Origin of the sequence: Streptomyces sp. NPDC050315 (assembly GCF_040655775.1) — a bacterium.
GTDB lineage: Bacteria > Actinomycetota > Actinomycetes > Streptomycetales > Streptomycetaceae > Streptomyces.
The window spans coordinates 1-20,035 of the sequence record NZ_JBFAKN010000013.1 but is presented as its reverse complement, the minus strand read 5'-3'; the positions used below and the strand labels follow the sequence as shown (position 1 = coordinate 20,035).

The window sequence follows — 20,035 nt, the reverse complement described above, 5'->3', positions numbered from 1 at the left end:
CCGTCTCACCACCTCGCCGGCAAAGCCGGCAGGGTCACTTCTTGCGGCGCCGTCCGCCCTTCTGGGCCTTGCGGCGCTCCGCGCGCGTCAGGCCGTCCGACTCCGAGCGGGTCTGGCCGCTCGGCACGGCGTCATTGGTGAAGTCGCCCTCGACGACCCCGCCCTCGCCGTCCACCGTCGGCGCGGAGAAGTGCAGCCGGTCCGGGCGCTGCGGCGCGTCCAGGCCCTTGGCGTGGATCTCCGGCCGGCCGCCGGCTCCGGCCTGCGCCGGCACCGCGTCCTGGACCGCCGGGGCCTCTTCCGCCGCCTCCTGGACCGGGACCTCCTCGACCTGCTGCTCGACCTGGACCTCCAGGTTGAACAGGTAGCCGACGGACTCCTCCTTGATGCCCTCCATCATGGCGGTGAACATGTCGAAGCCCTCGCGCTGGTACTCGACCAGCGGGTCCTTCTGGGCCATCGCCCGCAGGCCGATGCCCTCCTGGAGGTAGTCCATCTCGTAGAGGTGCTCGCGCCACTTGCGGTCCAGGACCGACAGCACCACGCGGCGCTCCAGCTCGCGCATGATGTCCGAGCCGAGCTGCTCCTCGCGGGCCGCGTACTGCTCGTGGATGTCGTCCTTGATCGCCTCGGCGATGAACTCGGCGGTGATCCCGGCGCGGTCGCCGACCTCGTCCTCCAGCTCCTCCACGGTGACCTTGACCGGGTACAGCTGCTTGAACGCGCCCCACAGCCGGTCCAGGTCCCACTCCTCGGCGAAGCCCTCGACCGTCTCCGCCTGGATGTAGGCGTCGATGGTGTCGTCCATGAAGTGCTTGATCTGCTCCTGGAGGTCCTCGCCCTCCAGGACGCGGCGGCGCTCGCCGTAGATGACCTCGCGCTGCCGGTTGAGCACCTCGTCGTACTTCAGGACGTTCTTCCGCGTCTCGAAGTTCTGCTGCTCGACCTGGGACTGCGCGGAAGCGATCGCGCGCGTCACCATCTTGTTCTCGATCGGCACATCGTCCGGAACGTTGGCCATGGCCATCACGCGCTCGACCATCTGGGCCTTGAAGAGCCGCATCAGGTCGTCGCCGAGCGAGAGGTAGAAGCGGGACTCGCCGGGGTCGCCCTGTCGGCCGGAGCGGCCGCGGAGCTGGTTGTCGATACGGCGCGACTCGTGTCGCTCGGTACCGAGGACGTAGAGCCCGCCGAGGGCCTTGACCTCCTCGAACTCCGCCTTGACCGCGGCCTCGGCCTTCTCCAGCGCGGCGGGCAGCGCGGCCGCCCACTCCTCGACGTGCTCCACCGGGTCCAGGCCCATGCCGCGCAGCTCGGTCTCGGCCAGGTCGTCCGGATTGCCGCCGAGCTTGATGTCCGTACCACGTCCGGCCATGTTCGTCGCGACCGTGACGGAGCCCTTGCGGCCGGCCTGGGCGACGATCGACGCCTCCCGGTCGTGCTGCTTGGCGTTGAGCACCTCGTGCCGCACGCCGCGCTTGTTCAGCTGCTGCGAGAGGTACTCGGACTTCTCGACCGAGGTCGTGCCGACCAGGATCGGCTGGCCCTGCTCGTGCTTCTCGGCGATGTCGTCGACGACCGCGGCGAACTTGGCGACCTCGGTGCGGTAGATCAGGTCCGCCTGGTCCTTGCGGATCATCGGCCTGTTCGTCGGGATGGGGACGACGCCGAGCTTGTAGATCTGGTGGAACTCGGCCGCCTCGGTCATGGCCGTACCGGTCATGCCGGAGAGCTTGTCGTAGAGGCGGAAGAAGTTCTGGAGGGTGATCGTGGCGAGGGTCTGGTTCTCGTCCTTGATCTCCACCCCTTCCTTCGCCTCGATCGCCTGGTGCATGCCCTCGTTGTAGCGGCGGCCGGCGAGGATACGGCCGGTGTGCTCGTCGACGATCATGACCTCGCCGTCGATGACGACGTAGTCCTTGTCCTTCTTGAACAGTTCCTTCGCCTTGATGGCGTTGTTCAGATAACCGACGAGCGGGGTGTTGACCGACTCGTAGAGGTTGTCGATGCCGAGCCAGTCCTCGACCTTGCTGACACCGGCCTCGTGGATGCCGACCGTGCGCTTCTTCTCGTCGACGTCGTAGTCGCCGGTCTCCTCGATGCCGCGCTGCGGATTGGCCGCCTCGCCCTTCTTCAGGCGCTTGACCAGCTTGGCGAAGTCGCCGTACCACTTCGTCGCGGAGTCGGCCGGGCCGGAGATGATCAGCGGCGTACGGGCCTCGTCGACCAGGATGGAGTCGACCTCGTCGACGATCGCGAAGTTGTGGCCGCGCTGGACCAACTCGTCCTTCGACCACGCCATGTTGTCGCGGAGGTAGTCGAAGCCGAACTCGTTGTTCGTGCCGTAGGTGATGTCGCAGTTGTACTGCTCGCGGCGCTGCGCCGGCGTCATGTTCGCCAGGATGCAACCGACCGAGAGGCCCAGGAACTTGTGGACCCGGCCCATCATCTCGGAGTCGCGCTCGGCCAGATAGTCGTTGACCGTGATGAGGTGCACGCCGTCGCCGGAGAGCGCGTTCAGATACGCGGGCAGGGTGCCGACCAGGGTCTTGCCCTCACCGGTCTTCATCTCGGCGACGTACCCGAGGTGCAGCGCGGCGCCGCCCATGAGCTGGACGTCGTAGTGGCGCTGGCCGAGCACGCGCTTGGCGGCCTCGCGGACGGTCGCGAACGCCTCGGGGAGCAGGTCGTCCAGGCTCTCGCCGTCGGCGTACCGCTCCTTGTACTCATCGGTCAGGGCACGCAGCTCCGCGTCGGAGAGCTTGACGAAGTCTTCCTCGATGGAGTTGACCTGGCCCGCGATGCGGTGCAGTTTGCGCAGGATCTTGCCTTCGCCTGCACGCATGATCTTCGTCAAGACGGACACTTGGGCTGGTCTCCTCGCCGGTCGGGCCTGTGCACGGTCGGTGCGCGGGCGCGGCATATTTCCAAGGGGCAGGCCCCGCCGCAACGGCCATCGTAAGGGAGGACCCCGCTACGCAGGGAGGTCCGTCGCCCGAAGGCCCCTGTCCCTTCTCCACAACTTTCCACGGCTCGCTAGGACACTGTCGGTCACCTTCCCTCGTCCTCTCGCTACGACAACGCGCGAGGCCCGCGGAAGGTGCCGCTGCACGGCCGGAACTTGTTCCGGTTCACGCGCCGCGCAAGCGTTTCCGGGCGCGCCCGGAGCGCAGCGTAATTCCTTCGCCCCCGCCACGGCCAATACGCACACTGCTGCCATGGAACCCGTCACCCTCACCACCGAGCGGCTCGTCCTGCGGCCCTTCCGCCCGGCCGACGCCGAGGCGGTGCACGCCGCCTGCCAGGACCCCGACATCCCGCGCTGGACGACCGTCCCCTCCCCGTACACGCGCGCGCACGCGGAGGACTTCGTCGGCCCGTTCACCGATCGAGGCTGGCGCGAGGACACCACGTACACGTTCGCCGTAACGCTCAAGGAGGACGGCCGTCCGGCGGGTGACGGCACACTCGTGGGCTCGGTCGGCCTGGTACGGCTGCACCAGCTGGCGCCGCCCCACCGGCTGGCCGAGCTCGGCTACTGGACGGTGAAGGAGCGACGCGGCCAGGGATACACCGCCGAGGCGGCCCGGGAGATCGCGCGCTGGGCGTTCACCGACCTCGGGGTGGAGCGCATGGAGTGGTACGCGGAGGCCGGCAACGCGGCATCCCGCGGGGTCGCCCTCAAGGCCGGCTTCCGGATGGAGGGCACGGCCCGCGCGATGCTCGTCCATCGGGGCATCCGGCGCGACGCCTGGGCCGGCTCCCTCCTCCCCTCCGACCTGGGCCTCCCCTCCGAGACGCCGTACCTGCCCTACAAGAAGTGAGCCGCCCGGCCAGGGAACGGTTGATCGATTTTCCGGCCCGTTGTCAGTGGCCGGTCCTACGCTGATCCGCATGACAGCCGTGCCCGCAGCGCAGCCCGTGACCAGCCTGTCCGCCGATGAAGCGCGCCGCCTCGCGCTGCGTGCCCAAGGGTTCCTGGGCGCGCCCGACCGCCGCGCGGGCGTGCGCGGCGTGCTGCGCCGGCTCGGTGCCGTCCAGCTCGACACGATCTCCGTGCTGGCCCGCTCGCACGAGCTCATTCCGTATGCCCGCCTCGGCCCCGTCGGCCGCCCGGCCGTGGAGTCGGCGTACTGGACCCCGCGCGCGGACGCGGACGGCGCCCCGTACGAGCCGCACAGCTTCGAGTACTGGTCGCACGCCGCCTGCATCCTGCCGATCGAGGAGTGGCCGCACTTCGCGTTCCGCCGCCGGGCCATGCGGGCGCGCGGCCACCGCTGGCACGTCATGCAGGACTCCGAGCGCTCCTGCGCCGCCGTCCTGGACCGCCTCAAGGCCGACGGCCCGCTCACCACGACCCAACTGGGCGGCGGGCGGAACGGCGGGGAGTGGTGGGACTGGTCCGAGACGAAGATCGCCGTGGAGTGGCTGCTCGACACCGGCGAGGTGGTCTGTACGGAGCGCCGTGGCTGGAAGCGGGTGTACGACCTCGCCGAGCGCGCCGTTCCCGACGCCCTGCTGCACGACGACCTGGACGACACCGAGTGCGTCCGCCGCCTGGTCGCGCAGGCCGGTGCCGCCATGGGCGTCGCCACCCGGGCGGACCTGGCGGACTACCACCGCCTCAAGGGCGAGCAGGTCAGCGCGGTCATCGAGGACACCGGGCTGGTGCCGGTCGAGGTCGAAGGGTGGGGGAAGCCGGCGTGGGCCGACCCGGCCGCGCTGGCCGAGCCGCCGCGCGGCCGGCACCGCGCCACGCTCCTGTCACCGTTCGACTCGCTGATCTGGGACCGCCCGCGCACGGAGCGGATGTTCGCCTTCACGCACCGGCTGGAGGCGTACGTCCCCAAGCCCAAGCGGATACACGGTTACTTCGCCATGCCCCTGCTCGCCGGCGGCAGGCTGATGGGCCGGGTCGACCCGGCCCGCGAGGGCACGACGCTGGTCGCCCGGCAGGTCTCGCTGCAGGGCCCGAAGGCCGTACGCCCCATGGCTAAGGCCCTGGTGGAGGCCGCCGCCTGGGTCGACTGCGACACCGTACGCATCGACCGCTGCGACGACCCGGCACTGCTCGCCGCACTCACGGCGGAGCTGTCCCGGCTGACGTGAGACGGGAACGGGGGACACGGCGGGGCCGCCTCCGGGGTCTCCTGGGTCTCCGGGGTCGCCTCCGCCGGCTAGCGGATCTCCAGGATCTTCTCGCGCATCGCGTACACGACCGCCTCCATCCGGGAGTGCAGTTGCAGCTTCTCCAGGATGTTGCGGACGTGGTTCTTCACGGTGTTCTCGGAGATGAACAGTTCCTTGGCGATGTCGCGGTTGTTCATCCCCGTGGCGACGAGCTTCAGTACTTCCAGCTCGCGGTCCGTGAGCCGCGGCGCCGGCACGAGCCGCCGCTCGTCCGTCCGCTGGATCATCGACTTGAACTCCGTGAGGAGTTTGGACGCCATGGAGGGGCTGATCTGCGACTGCCCGTCCGCGACCGCGCGAATGGCCGTGGCCACCTCGTCGGTGGAGATCTCCTTGAGGAGATACCCCGTGGCACCCGCCTTGATCGCGTCGTAGAGGTCGGCCTCCTCATCGCTGATCGTCAGCATGATGATCTTCGCGCTGGGGGCCACTTCCTTGATGGAGGTGCACGCCTCGATACCGCCCCGCCGGGGCATCCGGACGTCCATCAGCACGATGTCCGGCAGCAGGTCCGCGGCCTTGTCCACGGCCTCCGCGCCGTCCCCGGCCTCGCCGACGACCTGGATGTCCTCTTCCTGGGCCAGCACGATCTCCAGGCCCCGCCGGAAGAGCGCATGGTCGTCCACTACCAGGACTCTGATCGGCTCCTTGCGGGACGCTGCCGCGTCCGAGCCGACATCGTCGGCCGTGCCGACGCCGTCATCGTCCGCTTCGTCGCGCACGGGCCCGAAGCTGTCCCCCATCGTTCCTCCCCGTCAACTACTCGGCCCGGAGGGCCTGAGCTTCCTCATAAGGCTGGTTGACAACAGCCCGCTACGGCCAGCCCGATCAGCGCCATACACACTTCGTCTCCCCCGTATGTCGCCGCTTCGTGCCTGAACACCATGTCTGAACACCCTGGCCGCACAGACACTATACGGTCTCAACTCCTGCTCACAGCGGCCACAATGGCGCCCCCGGCGTGCGCCGGGGGCACCTCGGGAGTGGCGTCAGCCGCCGAGCGCCCCGCCGGCATCGGTGGGCGTTCCGTCCGCGAACGGATCGGAGTTCAGACGGATGACGCCGTAGTCGTATGCGTGCCTCCGGTAGACCACGCTGGGCTGCTTGGTGTCGACGTCGACGAAGAGATAGAAGTCGTGTCCGACCAACTCCATCTCATAAAGCGCCTGGTCGAGGGCCATGGGCGCCGCGGAGTGGGTCTTCTCGCGGACGATCAGGGGGCCTTCGCCCTGAACCTCCAGCGACCCGATCCGGGTGGTCGGCACCTTCTCCTCGGTGGCCGCTTCCTCGCCGGCCAATTCGCCGTTGGTGTTGAGCCGCGCCGCTTCCGGGACCTTGACGGCCACGTCGCTGGCCGGGGTGCGTCCGCTGCCGCGCCGCGAGTGTCGCTTGTCGTGCTGCTTACGGAGTCGCGCCTCGAGCTTGGCCGTGGCCAGATCGAGCGCGGCGTACGGGTCGGCGGCGGCCGCCTCGGCCCGGACCACCGGACCACGGGAGCGGAGAGTGATCTCCACCCGGTCGGAACGGTCGGCCTGCCGCGGGTTGGGCTCCTTGGACACCTCGACGTCCAGGCTGATCACCTTGGCGTCGAGCTTCTGGACCTTGTCCAGCTTCAGCTTCTCGGCCACGTGCTTGCGGAACCGGTCGGGCACCTCGGTCTTGCGGCCCTTGACGACGATGTCCACGCAGAACTCCGTTCCCGGATCGCTCCACTCGGTGGGCGGAGCAATTCCTTCTTGCACCAGGCCCCGGTGATTGCCGAAGCCTCGGACTTGGCGACTTTCACCTCCTTCTCCCCCACGGACCAGGACTCCACTCCAGCCGTTTTCAGCATCTCTGCCGACACCGCGAACCGCACCTATCCGGCATACGAGGCAAAGCGTCTGCCAAGTCCTCACAACCGAACATAGCTCGCTTGAGGGGTTGTCGGCACCCCCTCACGGGGGTCAGCTCCGTTTGGGTGATTTTTTGCCCTCGGTACCTGCAACGATGAATTTTCTCGGTCAGTTCCAGTTGATTTCGAAAGCACCGGGCGAAGCCGCCACGACAGCCGCTCCCGCCACCCTCCCTCCCGCCTCTCTGACCGCCCGCGACGCCTCGGCCAGCGACGCTCCGGTGGTCATCAGGTCATCCACCAGCACCACCCGCCCGCCGCGCAGCAGCCGACCACCGCCGGCGATCTCCAGCGCACCCGCGAGATTCAGCTGCCGCTGCCGCGCGCCGAGCCCCGCCTGATCGATCACCGCCCGCCGCTGCCGCAGCGCCGCCAGCACCCGCGCCCCGGTCCCACCGCGCCGCAGCTCCCGCGCCGCCGCCAACGCGATCCTGCGCACCGGGTCGTGTCCACGCCCCGCCACGGCGCTCCGGGCGGACGGCACGGGTATCAGCAGCAGCGGCCCCGGCCCGGCCCTCAGGCCCTGTACAGCACCCGCCAGCGCCCCGCCCAGCGGCACGGCCAGGGCCAGCGCACCGCGCTCCTTGTGCGCGAGCAGCACCGCCCGTACCGCGTCGGCGTACGCGGCCGCTGCATACACCCTCGGCAGTCCCGGTGGCGCCGGGCTCGGCCGCACCCGCCGCGGCCCACGCCGCCTCCCGGCCGCCTGCCCGCCCCCGGCGCACAGCGACCGCCTGCACTCCTCGCACAGCTCCGTCCGCGGCCGGCCGCACCCCGCGCAGCCGACCGGCAGAACCAGCCCGGCGAATTCCCGCCACAACCCCCGCATGTCTCCACTGTCCCGCCCCCGCCGCCCGGCCACCACCCCTGTGGATAACTTCGGCGGACGCCCCTGCGGCGACGTGGACACAGGCTATTTGACCTGCGGAAATACGCTCTACTGAAAGAGAAGGGCCGTGTCGGCGCCCCGGATCAGCCCGGGTAGACCGGGCCCGTGCCGCGGGTCGCCACCGTCTTCCAGTTCGCGTCGACCGGCAGCCGGACGATGCCCTCGTCCGCGTCCGCGATCAGCGGCCGGGTCTCGTCCTCCGAGGCCGCCACCGCCTCGACGCCGTTCACGCCGGGCAGCGTCTGCGTGTTGGACGCCGAACCGTCCGTCTCCATGAACTGCATCTGCTGCACCCCGCCGGTCTCCCGGCCGACCACGACCAGCCGGCTGTCGCCCGCCCAGGAAGCGGCCACCACGTCCTCCAGCTGCGGCGCGATCGGGCGCAGCGCCTGTACGGACAGCTCGGGGTGCATCGCCGTACCGCCGCGTTCCACCCGGCCCAGCTGCAGGGTCGTCCGCCCCTTGTCCTCGATGAGCATCGCGATCCGGATGCCGTCGGACGCCACCCTGATCGCCTTGATGCGCCGCTTTCCGAGCCCGGGAACCGCGACCTCCTGCGGCTCGCCCTTGCCCGACCGCAGCCGCAGCAGCCGCGACCCGTCGTCGTCCCGGTCCGCGACCCACAGATCGCCCAGGCCGTCCCAGCTCGGCGCGGTCAGCCCGTCCGTCTCGTTCTTCGCCTTGCTGCGCAGCCGTACCTCGGCCCGCTTGGACATCTCGTCCAGGGCGGCGACGTACAGCGCGCGGCCGTTCAGCGAGACGCCGGCGGCGGTCTCCTCGCCGTGTGCCACGCCCACCGAACGGAGCGCGATCTTCCCCGTACCGAGCGGCCCCGGCACCGGGGTCGCGTCGGTCGCGGTGTCCGTCATGCTGACCACCCGGTGGTCACCGTCGACGTAGTACTCCAGCGCCGTGTGCCGCACCCGGGCCTGCTGGCCGAAACGGTCCGCCGCTTCCTCCTGCGTCAGTTTGCACAGCGAGTCGCCGCTGTCCTTCTGGAGCTCCACCTCGCTGACCTTCGAAGCGCGCGCCATGCCCTGCACCGTGAAGAGCACCTGGGCGGCCATCCGGCTGCACTGATTGGCGTCCACGCCGGTCGCCTCCTTGCTGAGGCGTACCCGCAACGCGTTGGAGTCGTCCAGCGTCAGAGTGGGCCGCGTGACGTGCGTGTCCTTCGGGAACGCGGAAACCGCCACCTGTTGCAGCCAGTTGGTCGGCCCTTGCAGCAGCGCGTTCACACTGGCCGTGACGGGATCTATCCGCTGCCGGAGGTACACGGGATCGGCGACGAGCACGTCCTTGCCCGCCCTCGGCTCCCCGGCCTCGGACTTGTAGGACGCGAAGTAGTACTTGTTGACGGGCTGATAGATGCGCTGGAAGTCCGGCAGCCCCAACACCAGCCCGTTCGGCAGCCGGTCGATGCGCCACTGCCCGTTCTCCCGGGCCAGGTGCATCGTCTCGCGGTACGCCTTCTCCCGGGGCGTGTAGGCGTGCTTGCGGTCCACCGTGGCGACCTGCGTGCCCTCGAGCGTGACCGTGAAGCCCTTGGCGTCCTCGCGGTTGGCCGGGCTGCCCCCCGGTGTGGCCTTGGGGCGCTCCTGGAGGACCTTGGTGGTCGCGAACGGCTGCCACGTCTTACGGGCCGGCGCCGCCAGATACTGCTTGGCCGTACGGAGGTTGGCCTCGTCACTGGTCAGCGCGTCGAGGAAGCCGCGCACGATGTCGGTCGGCTGCGCCCCGTCCTGCGGCGGCACGCCGTAGACCCGCACCTGCGAGTCGGCGTCCGCGCGGGACGCCTGGTCGACCGGCAGCGATTCACCGTTGTCCGGCATCGACGCGCACCCGGCCAGCAGCATCGCCCCGGCGGCGAGCACCGCGACGGTACGGAGGCGACGCCCCCGGTGCCGCCTTCCGGCACGGCCGCGCCCACGACGGCGATCAGCGCCGATCACGTAGCTCGTCCTTCCGTTCCTCGCCGCCCCGGGCTTCACCCGTACGAGCATGCGCGTCCGTACCCGTATGGCGGGGCGCGTCCGTGGTGTCGTCGGCAGGCGTCTCCTTGGGCGCCGCCCCGTTCGACCCCGCCCCGTTGTGCGCGGAACCGCCGTACACGGTGCCACTGTGCACCGTGCCGCTGTGCACGGTGCCGCTCTGCCCCGACCCGTTGTGCGCGGGGCCTTCGTGCGACGCCTCTCCGGTGCCTGCCGCACCGTTGGTGCCCGGGCGCGGCGCGGCCTCCGCGGCGCCGTTCCCGGACTGGGCCGGGACCGTGATCGCGGGCTTGCGTGCCTCGATGGCGCGGTGTCCGGCTGCTCGGCTACGGGCACGGTTGCGCCGCGAATCCTCCGGCTCCAGTGGGATCGGCGAGCCACGCAGCGACTCGCCCGCCGTCCGCGGCAGCGTCAGCCGGAACTGGGAACCGCCGCCCGGCTCGCCCCACGCCTGCAGCCAGCCGCCGTGCAGCCGGGCGTCCTCGACCGCGATCGACAGGCCGAGGCCCGTGCCGCCGGTCGTACGGGCCCGGGCCGGATCGGCGCGCCAGAACCGGTTGAAGACCCGCGTCGCCTCGCCGGGCCGCAGCCCGACGCCGTAGTCCCGTACCGCGATGGCCACCGCGCCGCCGCTCCGGCCGCCCGCGGAGGCCAGGCGTACGACGACGTCCCGGCCCTCGCCGTGCTCCACCGCATTGACCACCAGATTGCGCAGCACCCGCTCGACACGCCGGGCGTCCGCCTCGGCGACCACCGGGTACTCGCCGCCGCGCACGACGATCCGGCTGCCCTTGGCCTCGGCCAGCGGCTCGGCGCCCTCGATGACCCGGTGGACGACGTCCCGCAGGTCTATCGGCTCGGCCTCCAGCGCGGCCGCCCCCGCATCGAACCGGCTGATCTCCAGCAGGTCCGCCAGCAGCGACTCGAACCGGTCCAGCTGCCCGCGCAGCAGCTCCGCCGAGCGCGCGGTCGCCGGATCGAAGTCCTCGCGCGCGTCGTGGATGAGGTCGGCGGCCATCCGTACGGTCGTCAGCGGCGTCCGCAGTTCGTGCGACACATCGGACACGAAGCGGCGCTGCATCCGGGAGAGCGCCTCCAGCTGCTGGATCTTGCTCTGGAGGTTCTGCGCCATCTTGTTGAACGATTCGCCCAGCCGCGCGATGTCGTCCTCGCCGGTGACCTTCATCCGCTCCTGCAGCAGGCCGGCGGCCAGCCGCTCGGAGATCCCCGCCGCCATCCGTACCGGGGTGACGACCTGCCGCACCACCAGCCACGCAATCGCGCCGAGCAGCACCACGACGAAGACCCCGGCCGTGGCGAGGGTGCCCTTCACGAGGCTGAGCGACTTCTCCTCCTGGCTGAAGGAGAACAGGTAGTAGAGCTGGTACGGATTGCTGTTGACGTCGTCCAGCCGCTTGCCGATGACCAGCGCGGGCTCGCCCTCGTCCGACCCGACCCGCTTGATCTGGGTGTACTCGCGGTACGTACCCGCCTTCTTGTCCAGCTTCCGGCGCATCTCCGCCGGCACGCTCCGCTCCGGGTCCACATCACCCGAAGCGCGCGGGCCGCGGACGCCTGGGCTGTCGTCCACGAACGGCTGCTCGACAGCCGAGTCCGAGCTCAGCGCGACCACCGAGAACACGCCCTGGCCGCCGCTGGCGAGCTGCTCGACCAGGCTGGTGAGCCAGGTCGCGGAGTCCTGCGCGCCGCGGTTACCGAGGCGCTGGGCCTCGTCCCCGCGGATGTCACCGGCGCCGTCGGCCATCTGCTGCGCCACGGCGAAACCGCCGGCGGCCTGGCTCTGCGCGGCCTGCCGCTTGGCGTCCAGCAGGCCGTTCCGCACCTGTCCGATGACCACGAGGCCGAGCAGCAGCACCACGCCCAGCGACATCAGCAGGGTCGTCGCGACGACCCGCAGCTGAATGTTGCGCCGCCACAGCCGCATGGCAGGCAGCAGCGGCCGGCGCACCCAGCGGCCGATGAGGCGCAGCATGGGGTGGACCGGCCCGGTGGCCGCCCCGTCGGGCAGCAGCTGCTGCCCGCCTCGCACGAAGCGCTCGAAGAAGGACCTGTCATCCGCCGCGTCGGCGGCCCGCCCCCGCGTCCCCTCCGGAGCCGAACCGTCCCGGAGCATGTCAGCTGGGTCCGGCCTTGTAGCCGACGCCACGCACCGTCACCACGATCTCCGGCCGCTCCGGGTCCTTCTCGACCTTCGAGCGCAGCCGCTGCACGTGGACGTTGACCAGCCGGGTGTCCGCGGCATGGCGGTACCCCCAGACCTGCTCCAGCAGCACCTCGCGGGTGAAGACCTGCCACGGCTTGCGCGCCAGCGCGACCAGCAGGTCGAACTCCAGCGGCGTCAGCGCTATCGACTGCCCGTCCCGCTTCACGGAGTGCCCCGCCACGTCGATGACCAGGTCACCGATGGCCAGCTGCTCCGGCGCGGGCTCCTCGGACCGGCGCAGCCGTGCCCGGATCCGTGCCACCAGCTCCTTCGGCTTGAACGGCTTGACGATGTAATCGTCCGCACCCGACTCCAGACCGACCACCACGTCCACGGTGTCGCTCTTGGCCGTGAGCATCACGATCGGCACGCCGGACTCGGCCCGGATCAGCCGGCACACCTCGATGCCGTCCCGTCCGGGCAGCATGAGGTCGAGCAGTACAAGGTCGGGCTTGGCCTCGCGGAACGCGGCGAGCGCCTTGTCGCCGTCCGACACGAACGACGGTTCAAAGCCTTCGCCGCGCAGCACGATGCCGAGCATCTCTGCCAGTGCGGTGTCGTCGTCGACGACCAGGACGCGTCCCTTCATTCGGCCATCATCCCATTACCTGATCGTGACTTAGCGAATCGTGACGTGGAACACACTTCCGCCAGGCTGTCACGAGTGACCGGAGAGACCACACCGGCCTCGGTCACGATCGCGGTCACCAGCTCCGCCGGGGTGACGTCGAAGGCCGGGTTGTAAGCCTGCGCGCCCAGCGGCGCCACCGGAACCCCGACGCCCGCGTCCGTCCCCGCCGCGAGTACATGCGGCAGGGAGATTTCGGTCACTTCGTGCCCGGCCCGCTGCTCCACCTCGATCAACGCACCCTCCTCGGTCTCCGGATCCAGCGTCGTGGTGGGGGCGACCACCACGAACGGCACGTGGTGATAGCGCGCCAGCACGGCCAGCGGATAGCTGCCCACCTTGTTGGCGACCGCGCCGTCCGCCGCGATCCGGTCCGCGCCGATCAGTACGGCATCCACCTCGCCCGCCGCGAAGAGCGACCCCGCCGCCCCGTCGGGCAGCACTGTGTACGCCATTCCCGCCCGCGCCGCTTCGTACGCGGTCAGCCGCGCCCCCTGCAGCAGGGGCCGGGTCTCGTCCACCCACAGGCGTCGCAGCTCTCCCGCCCGGTGCGCCGCCAGCGCCACCGCGAAGGCGGTGCCCTCGCCCCCGGAGACCAGCGCTCCCGTGTTGCAGTGCGTGAGGATGCGGTGACCGCCGCCCGGCAGCAGCTCACCGAGCAGCGCGAGCCCGTGCTCCGCCATCCGCGCGCTGGCCCGCGCGTCCTCGGCGTGTACCGCCCTGGCCGCTGCCAGCGCGGCCCCCGCGGCCTCCTCCGGCGACTGCCCGGCGAGCAGTGCCCCGTCGTACGCCGCCACCGCGCGCCGCACGCCGTACGCGAGGTTGACGGCGGTCGGCCGGGCATACGCCAGGCTCGCCGCGGCATCGGCCGCATCGAACCCGCGAGCGGCAGCGAGCGCGACGCCGTACGCCCCGGCGATCCCCAGCAGCGGAGCACCCCGCACCGCCAGCGTCCGGATCGCCTCGACCAGCGCCGGCACGTCCGTGCACACCAACTCGATTTCTTCCGCGGGCAATCGTGTCTGGTCCAGCAGGACCACCACCGGCCCTTCGGGCAGCTCCTCCCAGCGCAGCGCAGGGACTGCGGGCGCCACGGCGCCCGCCTGACGTACTCCGTACGGATCGGCCATCCGCCCAGTCTGCCGTCAGCGGCAGGGCAAACATAAGGTCCCCCCTCGCGACCCGGACAGACTTCGGAAACGGGACAGTATCCGGGACCAGGACAGCCGCCGGGACAACCGGAACATCTCCGGCCGGTACCGGAACATCGCTTCCTGACAAGGGGGCCGGTACGAAACCGGACTTGCCATGGCACGATGACTGGCACCGCGGATCCCGGAACCCGACCGCCGCCGCGGACGGGCAGTGTGAAGGAGCGACGATGAACAACTCTCCGGGCTGGGCCTCGCCCGGATCCTCCCCCTCCGACGAGCCGGACCGCGGCCCCCAGGAGCAGCCCACCCCGCCCGAGCAGCCCGCCGAGACGCAACCAACGGACACGCAACCAACGGACGCGCAGCCCGCGGACGCCCCGGCAACCGAGCAGGGGACGGCGGATCAGCAGCCAACGCCCACGCCCCAGCAGACCGATGGTCAGCAGCCGTCGCCCGCATCGCAGCAGACGACGGGTCAACCGCCCTCCACCCAGTGGGCCAAGGAGCAGCCACCGGCCGGCCAGTGGTCCGCGCCGAGCGGCGGAGCACCGACCGGAACGCCGACCGAAGGCGCGCCGGGCGGCGGCCCCCAGGGTGGCCCTCCCGGCGGCGGCCCCGGCTGGGGCGGCCAGCAGGGCTGGAACGGCGGGCAGCCCAGCCCCGGCGGCACCAACTGGGGCGGTGGCAAGCCCGGTTGGGGCGGCGCATGGTCCCCGCCGCCTCCGGCGGCCAAGCCCGGCGTCATCCCGCTGCGCCCGCTCGGCGTCAACGAGATCCTCGACGGCGCGGTCGCCACGATGCGAGCGCACTGGCGCACCATGATGGGCATCTCGCTCGTCGTCGCGGTGATCACGCAGACCGTCGCCACAGTCGTGATGGGCGTATGGTTCCGCGGCGCCGACAACATGACCCTCGGGACCGACCCGAGCGCGGACGTCGACGAGGTCATGCGTCAGGCCGGCGGCCAGCTCGCCGCCAGCGGCATCACCTGGTTCATCGCCATGCTCGGCACGGTGATCGTCACCGCACTGATCACCATCGTCGTCAGCCGTGCCGTCCTGGGCCGCTCGGTCTCCACCGGTGAGGCATGGCGCGACTCCCGCCGCCAACTGCCCCGCCTCTTCGGCCTGCTCCTCCTGCTTCCGCTGCTCATCGCGGCCGTCATCACGGTCGGCCTGGTGCCCGGCATCCTCGTCGCCGTGCTCGGCTCGGCCCCCGCCGGTGTGGCGCTCGCGCTGCTCGGCGGGCTCGCCGGCCTGGTCGCCGGCGTCTGGCTGTGGATCCGCTACTGCCTCGCCGCCCCGGCTCTGATGCTCGAGAAGCAGGGCGTCATCACGTCCATGCGCCGCTCCGCCAAGCTCGTACGCGGCGCCTGGTGGCGCGTGCTGGGCATCCAGCTGCTCACCGTACTGATCGTGATGATCGTGGAGTTCGTCGTCCAGATCCCGGCCACCGTCATCGCCCTCCTGCTCGGCGGGGAGGGCGTCACGAACTGGATGGCCGGCGACGCCACCACCAGCTGGACCTTCCTGATCGTGGTCGGCATCGGTGCCGTGATCAGCTCGACGATCACCTTCCCGATCAGCGCCGGCGTCACCGCGCTGCTGTACATGGACCAGCGGATCCGGCGCGAGGCCCTCGATCTGGAACTGGCGCGCGCGGCCGGGCTCCCCGGCTACGGCACCGACGAGGCCCCAGCCCCCGGCGCCACCCCCGGGAGCTGATGCGGTGCCGGTCGGGGGGAGAGTCGCCGTGCTCGCGCAGCACCTCGCGGGCACCGGCGACGACGTGCCCGTACAGCTCCCGCGCGGCCCTGCCCGCGAGGCGGCGGAACGCGAACTGTCCAAGCCGCGGTACCACGAGTACGACCCCAACCCGCTCCAGCGAGCCCTCAATTGGCTCTGGGAGCGCATCGACGACCTCTTCAGCGCGGCCGCCGGAGTGACTCCCGGCGGCCGGGTCGGACTGCTCGTCGTCGTCCTGGTGGTCCTGCTGCTGATCGTCGCCCTCCGGCTGCGGCTCGGCGCACTGCGCCGCACGCCCAGCACCGCCGCCGCGCTCTTCCCCGACCGGCCCCGCACCGCCGCCGAGCACCGTACGGCCGCGGAAGCCCATGCCGCCCGCAGCGACTGGACGCCCGCCGTCCAGGAACGGATGCGTGCGCTCGTCCTCGCCCTGGAGGAACGCGCGCTGCTCACACCGGCCCCTGGACGCACCGCTGACGAGGCGGCCACCGAGGCCGGCCGCGCCTTCCCGGCCCACGCCGACCGGCTGCGCGCCGCCGCCCGGACCTTCGACGGCATCACATACGGCCGCCGCCCCGGCACCGCCGAGGAGTACGCCGTGCTCAGCGCCCTGGACACCGACCTGAGCCAGGCGAAGCCGGACCTCACCACCGCCCGCTCCGAGGCCGCCGGATGACCGCTCCGACCGCGTACTCCACCTCCGTGTCGCCCACCGCCGCCAGGATCTGGGCGCGCTCCCGCGGCCTGCTGATCGCGCTCCTCATCCTCGCCCTGGGCGGCATCACCATCGCCGCGCTGAAGTCCGGCGAACAGCACGGCCGGCTCGACCCGCGCTCCGCCGACCCCACCGGCAGCCGCGCCCTCGCCACCCTGCTGTCCGAACGGGGCGTCAGTACCCGCGTCGTGACCACCACCGGCGAAGCCGCCGCCGCGGCAGGCCCGGACACCACCCTGCTGATCACCGACCCGAACCCGCTGACCGACCGGCAGCTCAGCGCCCTGCGTACGGCCACCGAACGCGCCACCGGCCGCACCGTCCTCCTCGCCCCCGACCAAGGGGCGCTCGACATGCTGGCCCCCGGCACTCGGGCAGCGGAGCCCACCGACACCACCGTGCGCGCGCCGGACTGCACCCTGCCCGCCGCCCGCCGCGCCGGCGACGCCGACCTCGGCGGGGTCCGCTACCGCACCTCCGCGCCCGATGCCGACCGCTGCTACCTCGTCGACGGCCTGCCCACCCTGCTCCGCCTGCCGAACAACGCAGCGGGTGACGCCGGTCCGGCCGCCCATGACACCGTGCTGCTCGGCGCCCCCGAACTGCTCTACAACCACCGCCTTGCCGAACGGGGCAATGCCTCGCTCGCCCTTCAACTCCTCGGTTCGCACCGTCATCTGGTCTGGTACCTCCCCTCCGTCAGTGACCCCGCGACCGCCCAGAACGGCGAGCGCTCCTTCCTCGACCTCATCCCCTCCGGCTGGCGCTGGGGACTGCTGCAGCTGGCCATCGCCGCCGTACTCACCGCCCTCTGGCGAGCCCGCCGGCTCGGCCCCCTCGTCCCCGAACGGCTGCCCGTCACCGTGCCCGCAGCCGAGACGACCGAGGGCCGCGCCCGCCTCTACCAGCAGGCCGACGCCCGCGACCAGGCCGCCGCCGTCCTGCGCTCCGCCACCCGCACCCGGCTGGCTCCCCTCGTCGGCGTCCCTCCCTCCGACATCCACACTGCTGACGTCCTCGTCCCGGCCGTCACCGCCCGCCTCACCGCGCGCGGCGAATCCGGCACCACCCTGCACACCCTGCTTTTCGGTCCCGCGCCCGACGACGACAAGGCCCTGGTCCAGCTGGCCGACCAACTCGACGACCTCGAACGCTCGATCCTTCTCCAAGAGAGGCACGCACCTCGTGAGCACCCCGACAGCTGACCGCGCCCGAGCTTCCCTCGAGGCCCTGCGCACCGAGATCGCCAAGGCCGTCGTCGGCCAGGACCCCGCCGTCACCGGCCTGGTCGTCGCGCTGCTGTGCCGAGGCCATGTCCTGCTCGAAGGCGTGCCCGGCGTCGCCAAGACCCTGCTCGTCCGCTCCCTCGCGGCAGCGCTCGACCTGGGCACGAAGCGCGTCCAGTTCACCCCTGACCTGATGCCGAGCGACGTCACCGGCTCACTCGTCTACGACGCGCGCACCGCCGAGTTCTCGTTCCAGCCGGGCCCGGTCTTCACCAACATCCTGCTCGCCGACGAAATCAACCGGACTCCGCCCAAGACACAGGCGTCCCTCCTCGAAGCCATGGAGGAGCGGCAGGTCACCGTGGACGGAACACCCCGGCCCCTCCCCGAGCCGTTCCTGGTCGCCGCGACCCAGAACCCGGTGGAGTACGAGGGCACCTATCCGCTGCCCGAAGCCCAACTCGACCGCTTCCTGCTCAAGCTGACGGTCCCGCTGCCCGCCCGCCAGGACGAGATCGGCATCCTCACCCGGCATGCCGAGGGCTTCAGCCCCCGCGATCTGGCCTCCGCCGGGCTACGCCCCGTCGCCGGCGCCGCCGACCTCGAGGCCGCCCGGACCGCCGTGGCCAAGACCGCGGTGTCCCCCGACATCGCCGCCTACATCGTCGATATCTGCCGTGCCACGCGTGAATCCCCCTCGCTCTCCCTCGGCGTTTCCCCCCGGGGTGCCACCGCACTACTGTCCACGGCCCGCGCCTGGGCCTGGCTGACCGGCCGCGATTACGTCACCCCCGACGACGTCAAGGCCCTGGCCCTGCCCACCCTGCGCCACCGCGTCCAGCTCCGTCCCGAGGCGGAGATGGAAGGAGTCACGGCCGACTCCGTCATCTCCGCGGTCCTCACCCACCTCCCCGTCCCCCGCTGAGCCGCGCCATGGCCCTTACCGGACGCACCGCACTCCTCGCGGCGATCAGCGCACTCCTCGTCGGGCTCCTTCTCCCCGGCTGGACCGGCATCCTCACCGTCCAACTCACCTTGCTTGCAGCAATTCTGTGCGACCTTTCACTCGCCGCGCCAGTGCGAAAGCTGCAGTTCACCCGCACCGGTGACACATCAGTTCGACTCGGTGACGCTGTCCCCACACACCTCACCGTCACCAATCCCACCGGGCGTCCCTTGCGTGCAGACCTCCGCGACGCCTGGCCGCCCAGCGCCTTCCACCCCGGCACCGAGTTCGACGAATCCCGGCACCGCCTCCGCATCCCCGCGTCCGAGCGCCGCCGCGTCACCACGACCCTGCGCCCCACCCGCCGCGGCGAACACCGCGCCGTCCGCATCACTGTCCGCTCGTACGGCCCGCTCGGCCTGGCCGCCCGCCAGGGCAGCCACCAGGTCCCCTGGGCCGTCCGCGCGCTGCCCCCCTTCACCAGCCGCAAGTACCTCCCCGCCAAGCTCGCCCGCCTGCGCGAGCTCGACGGCCGGACCAGCATCCTGACCCGCGGCGAAGGCACCGAATTCGACAGCCTGCGCGACTACACCCCCGGAGACGACACCCGCTCCATCGACTGGCGCGCCACCGCTCGCCAGCAGATCGTCGCCGTACGCACCTGGCGCCCGGAGCGCGACCGCCACATCCTCCTCGCCCTGGAAACGGGCCGTACGTCGGCCGGCCGCGTCGGGGACGTTCCCCGCCTCGACGCCTCCATGGACGCGGCCCTTCTCCTCGCAGCGCTGGCCTCGCGCGCCGGCGACCGCGTCGATCTGCTCGCCTACGACCGTCGCGTACGCGCCGCCGTACACGGCCGTACCGCGCGCGATCTCCTCCCCGCGCTCACCGACGCGCTGACCCCGCTCGAGCCGGAGCTCGTCGAGGCCGACGCCCGGGGCCTCGCCGCGGCAATCCGCCGCAGCGCGCCACGCCGCTCCCTCATCGTGCTGTTCACCGGCCTCGATGCCGCACCGGTCGAGGAGGGGCTGCTCCCCGTCCTCCCCGGGCTCACGCAGAACAACGAGATCATCGTGGCCGCGGTGGCCGACCCGCGCATCGAGGCCATGACTGCCGGCCGCCATACGCCGGCCGATGTCTATGCCGCAGCTGCCGCGGAGCGCACCCGCGCCGAACGGCAACGCACCGCCGACCGCCTCCGCGGCCACGGCGTCACCGTCGTCGACGCCACGCCGTCCCTCCTGGCCCCGGAACTGGCCGACACCTACCTGGCCCTCAAGGCTTCCGGCCGGCTCTGAGAGGGCGGCTCAGCGGGGCAGCGAGAGGGCTACGGCCCTGAAACGCAGGAAAGCCCCGCACCATACGGTGCGGGGCTTTCCCACAATGATTGTTCGGCGGCGTCCTACTCTCCCACAGGGTCCCCCCTGCAGTAC

At 71.4% G+C, this 20,035-nt stretch carries 15 protein-coding genes; 7 read left to right on the top strand and 8 right to left on the bottom strand.

The window, feature by feature from the left end:
- Nucleotides 1-34: 34 nt before the first annotated feature.
- Nucleotides 35-2,866: a preprotein translocase subunit SecA gene (gene secA / locus AB0I82_RS34065; RefSeq protein WP_363261357.1), complete on the bottom strand. Its 2,832-nt coding sequence runs from the start codon at nt 2,864-2,866 to the stop codon at nt 35-37.
- Nucleotides 2,867-3,218: 352 nt separating this feature from the next.
- Between secA and AB0I82_RS34060 the strand changes: the two genes are divergently transcribed.
- Both AB0I82_RS34060 and AB0I82_RS34055 read left to right on the top strand, forming a co-directional pair.
- Nucleotides 3,219-3,824 (top strand): GNAT family N-acetyltransferase, encoded by a 606-nt coding sequence (locus AB0I82_RS34060; protein WP_363261356.1) that lies wholly within the window; start codon nt 3,219-3,221, stop codon nt 3,822-3,824.
- A 70-nt stretch (nt 3,825-3,894) separates the two neighbouring features.
- Complete coding sequence (locus tag AB0I82_RS34055) at nt 3,895-5,109, top strand: crosslink repair DNA glycosylase YcaQ family protein (RefSeq protein ID WP_363261355.1); 1,215 nt, start codon at nt 3,895-3,897, stop codon at nt 5,107-5,109.
- A gap of 68 nt (nt 5,110-5,177) precedes the next feature.
- On the opposite strand, the gene AB0I82_RS34050 is transcribed toward AB0I82_RS34055, so the two are convergent.
- The 7 genes from AB0I82_RS34050 to mtnA all read right to left on the bottom strand — a co-directional run bounded on the left by AB0I82_RS34050 (nt 5,178) and on the right by mtnA (nt 13,946).
- Nucleotides 5,178-5,933, bottom strand: coding sequence for a response regulator transcription factor (locus AB0I82_RS34050; protein WP_223732263.1), 756 nt, complete (start codon nt 5,931-5,933; stop codon nt 5,178-5,180).
- A 246-nt stretch (nt 5,934-6,179) separates the two neighbouring features.
- Nucleotides 6,180-6,875 carry a ribosome-associated translation inhibitor RaiA gene (gene raiA, locus AB0I82_RS34045; RefSeq protein ID WP_363261354.1) on the bottom strand — a complete coding sequence of 232 codons (696 nt, stop codon included), beginning with the start codon at nt 6,873-6,875 and terminating at the stop codon, nt 6,180-6,182.
- 318 nt (nt 6,876-7,193) lie between these two features.
- Nucleotides 7,194-7,913: a phosphoribosyltransferase family protein gene (locus AB0I82_RS34040; protein ID WP_363261353.1), complete on the bottom strand. Its 720-nt coding sequence runs from the start codon at nt 7,911-7,913 to the stop codon at nt 7,194-7,196.
- 143 nt (nt 7,914-8,056) lie between these two features.
- The gene (locus tag AB0I82_RS34035; protein ID WP_363261449.1) at nt 8,057-9,829 is read right to left on the bottom strand and encodes an LpqB family beta-propeller domain-containing protein; all 1,773 of its coding nucleotides are present in this window, start codon (nt 9,827-9,829) and stop codon (nt 8,057-8,059) included.
- A gap of 82 nt (nt 9,830-9,911) precedes the next feature.
- A complete protein-coding gene (gene mtrB / locus AB0I82_RS34030; RefSeq protein WP_363261448.1) occupies nt 9,912-11,957 on the bottom strand; it encodes an MtrAB system histidine kinase MtrB in 2,046 nt (681 codons plus the stop codon).
- Nucleotides 11,958-12,099: 142 nt separating this feature from the next.
- Complete coding sequence (gene mtrA / locus AB0I82_RS34025) at nt 12,100-12,777, bottom strand: two-component system response regulator MtrA (protein WP_030250475.1); 678 nt, start codon at nt 12,775-12,777, stop codon at nt 12,100-12,102.
- Complete coding sequence (gene mtnA / locus AB0I82_RS34020; RefSeq protein WP_363261352.1) at nt 12,774-13,946, bottom strand: S-methyl-5-thioribose-1-phosphate isomerase; 1,173 nt, start codon at nt 13,944-13,946, stop codon at nt 12,774-12,776. The genes mtrA and mtnA overlap by 4 nt, the downstream gene beginning before the upstream one ends.
- Before the next feature lie 251 nt (nt 13,947-14,197).
- Between mtnA and AB0I82_RS34015 the strand changes: the two genes are divergently transcribed.
- Genes AB0I82_RS34015 through AB0I82_RS33995 form a run of 5 tightly spaced genes read left to right on the top strand, consistent with a single transcriptional unit; the run spans nt 14,198 to nt 19,900 of the window.
- The gene (locus AB0I82_RS34015) at nt 14,198-15,694 is read left to right on the top strand and encodes a hypothetical protein (protein WP_363261351.1); all 1,497 of its coding nucleotides are present in this window, start codon (nt 14,198-14,200) and stop codon (nt 15,692-15,694) included.
- A 28-nt stretch (nt 15,695-15,722) separates the two neighbouring features.
- Nucleotides 15,723-16,391 carry a DUF4129 domain-containing protein gene (locus AB0I82_RS34010; RefSeq protein WP_363261350.1) on the top strand — a complete coding sequence of 223 codons (669 nt, stop codon included), beginning with the start codon at nt 15,723-15,725 and terminating at the stop codon, nt 16,389-16,391.
- Nucleotides 16,388-17,635: a DUF4350 domain-containing protein gene (locus AB0I82_RS34005; protein WP_363261349.1), complete on the top strand. Its 1,248-nt coding sequence runs from the start codon at nt 16,388-16,390 to the stop codon at nt 17,633-17,635. Before AB0I82_RS34010 ends, AB0I82_RS34005 begins: the two co-directional genes overlap by 4 nt.
- Nucleotides 17,616-18,581, top strand: a complete 966-nt coding sequence (locus AB0I82_RS34000; RefSeq protein ID WP_363261348.1) for a MoxR family ATPase — start codon at nt 17,616-17,618, stop codon at nt 18,579-18,581. Before AB0I82_RS34005 ends, AB0I82_RS34000 begins: the two co-directional genes overlap by 20 nt.
- A gap of 8 nt (nt 18,582-18,589) precedes the next feature.
- Nucleotides 18,590-19,900, top strand: coding sequence for a DUF58 domain-containing protein (locus AB0I82_RS33995; RefSeq protein WP_363261347.1), 1,311 nt, complete (start codon nt 18,590-18,592; stop codon nt 19,898-19,900).
- Nucleotides 19,901-20,035 lie beyond the last annotated feature (135 nt).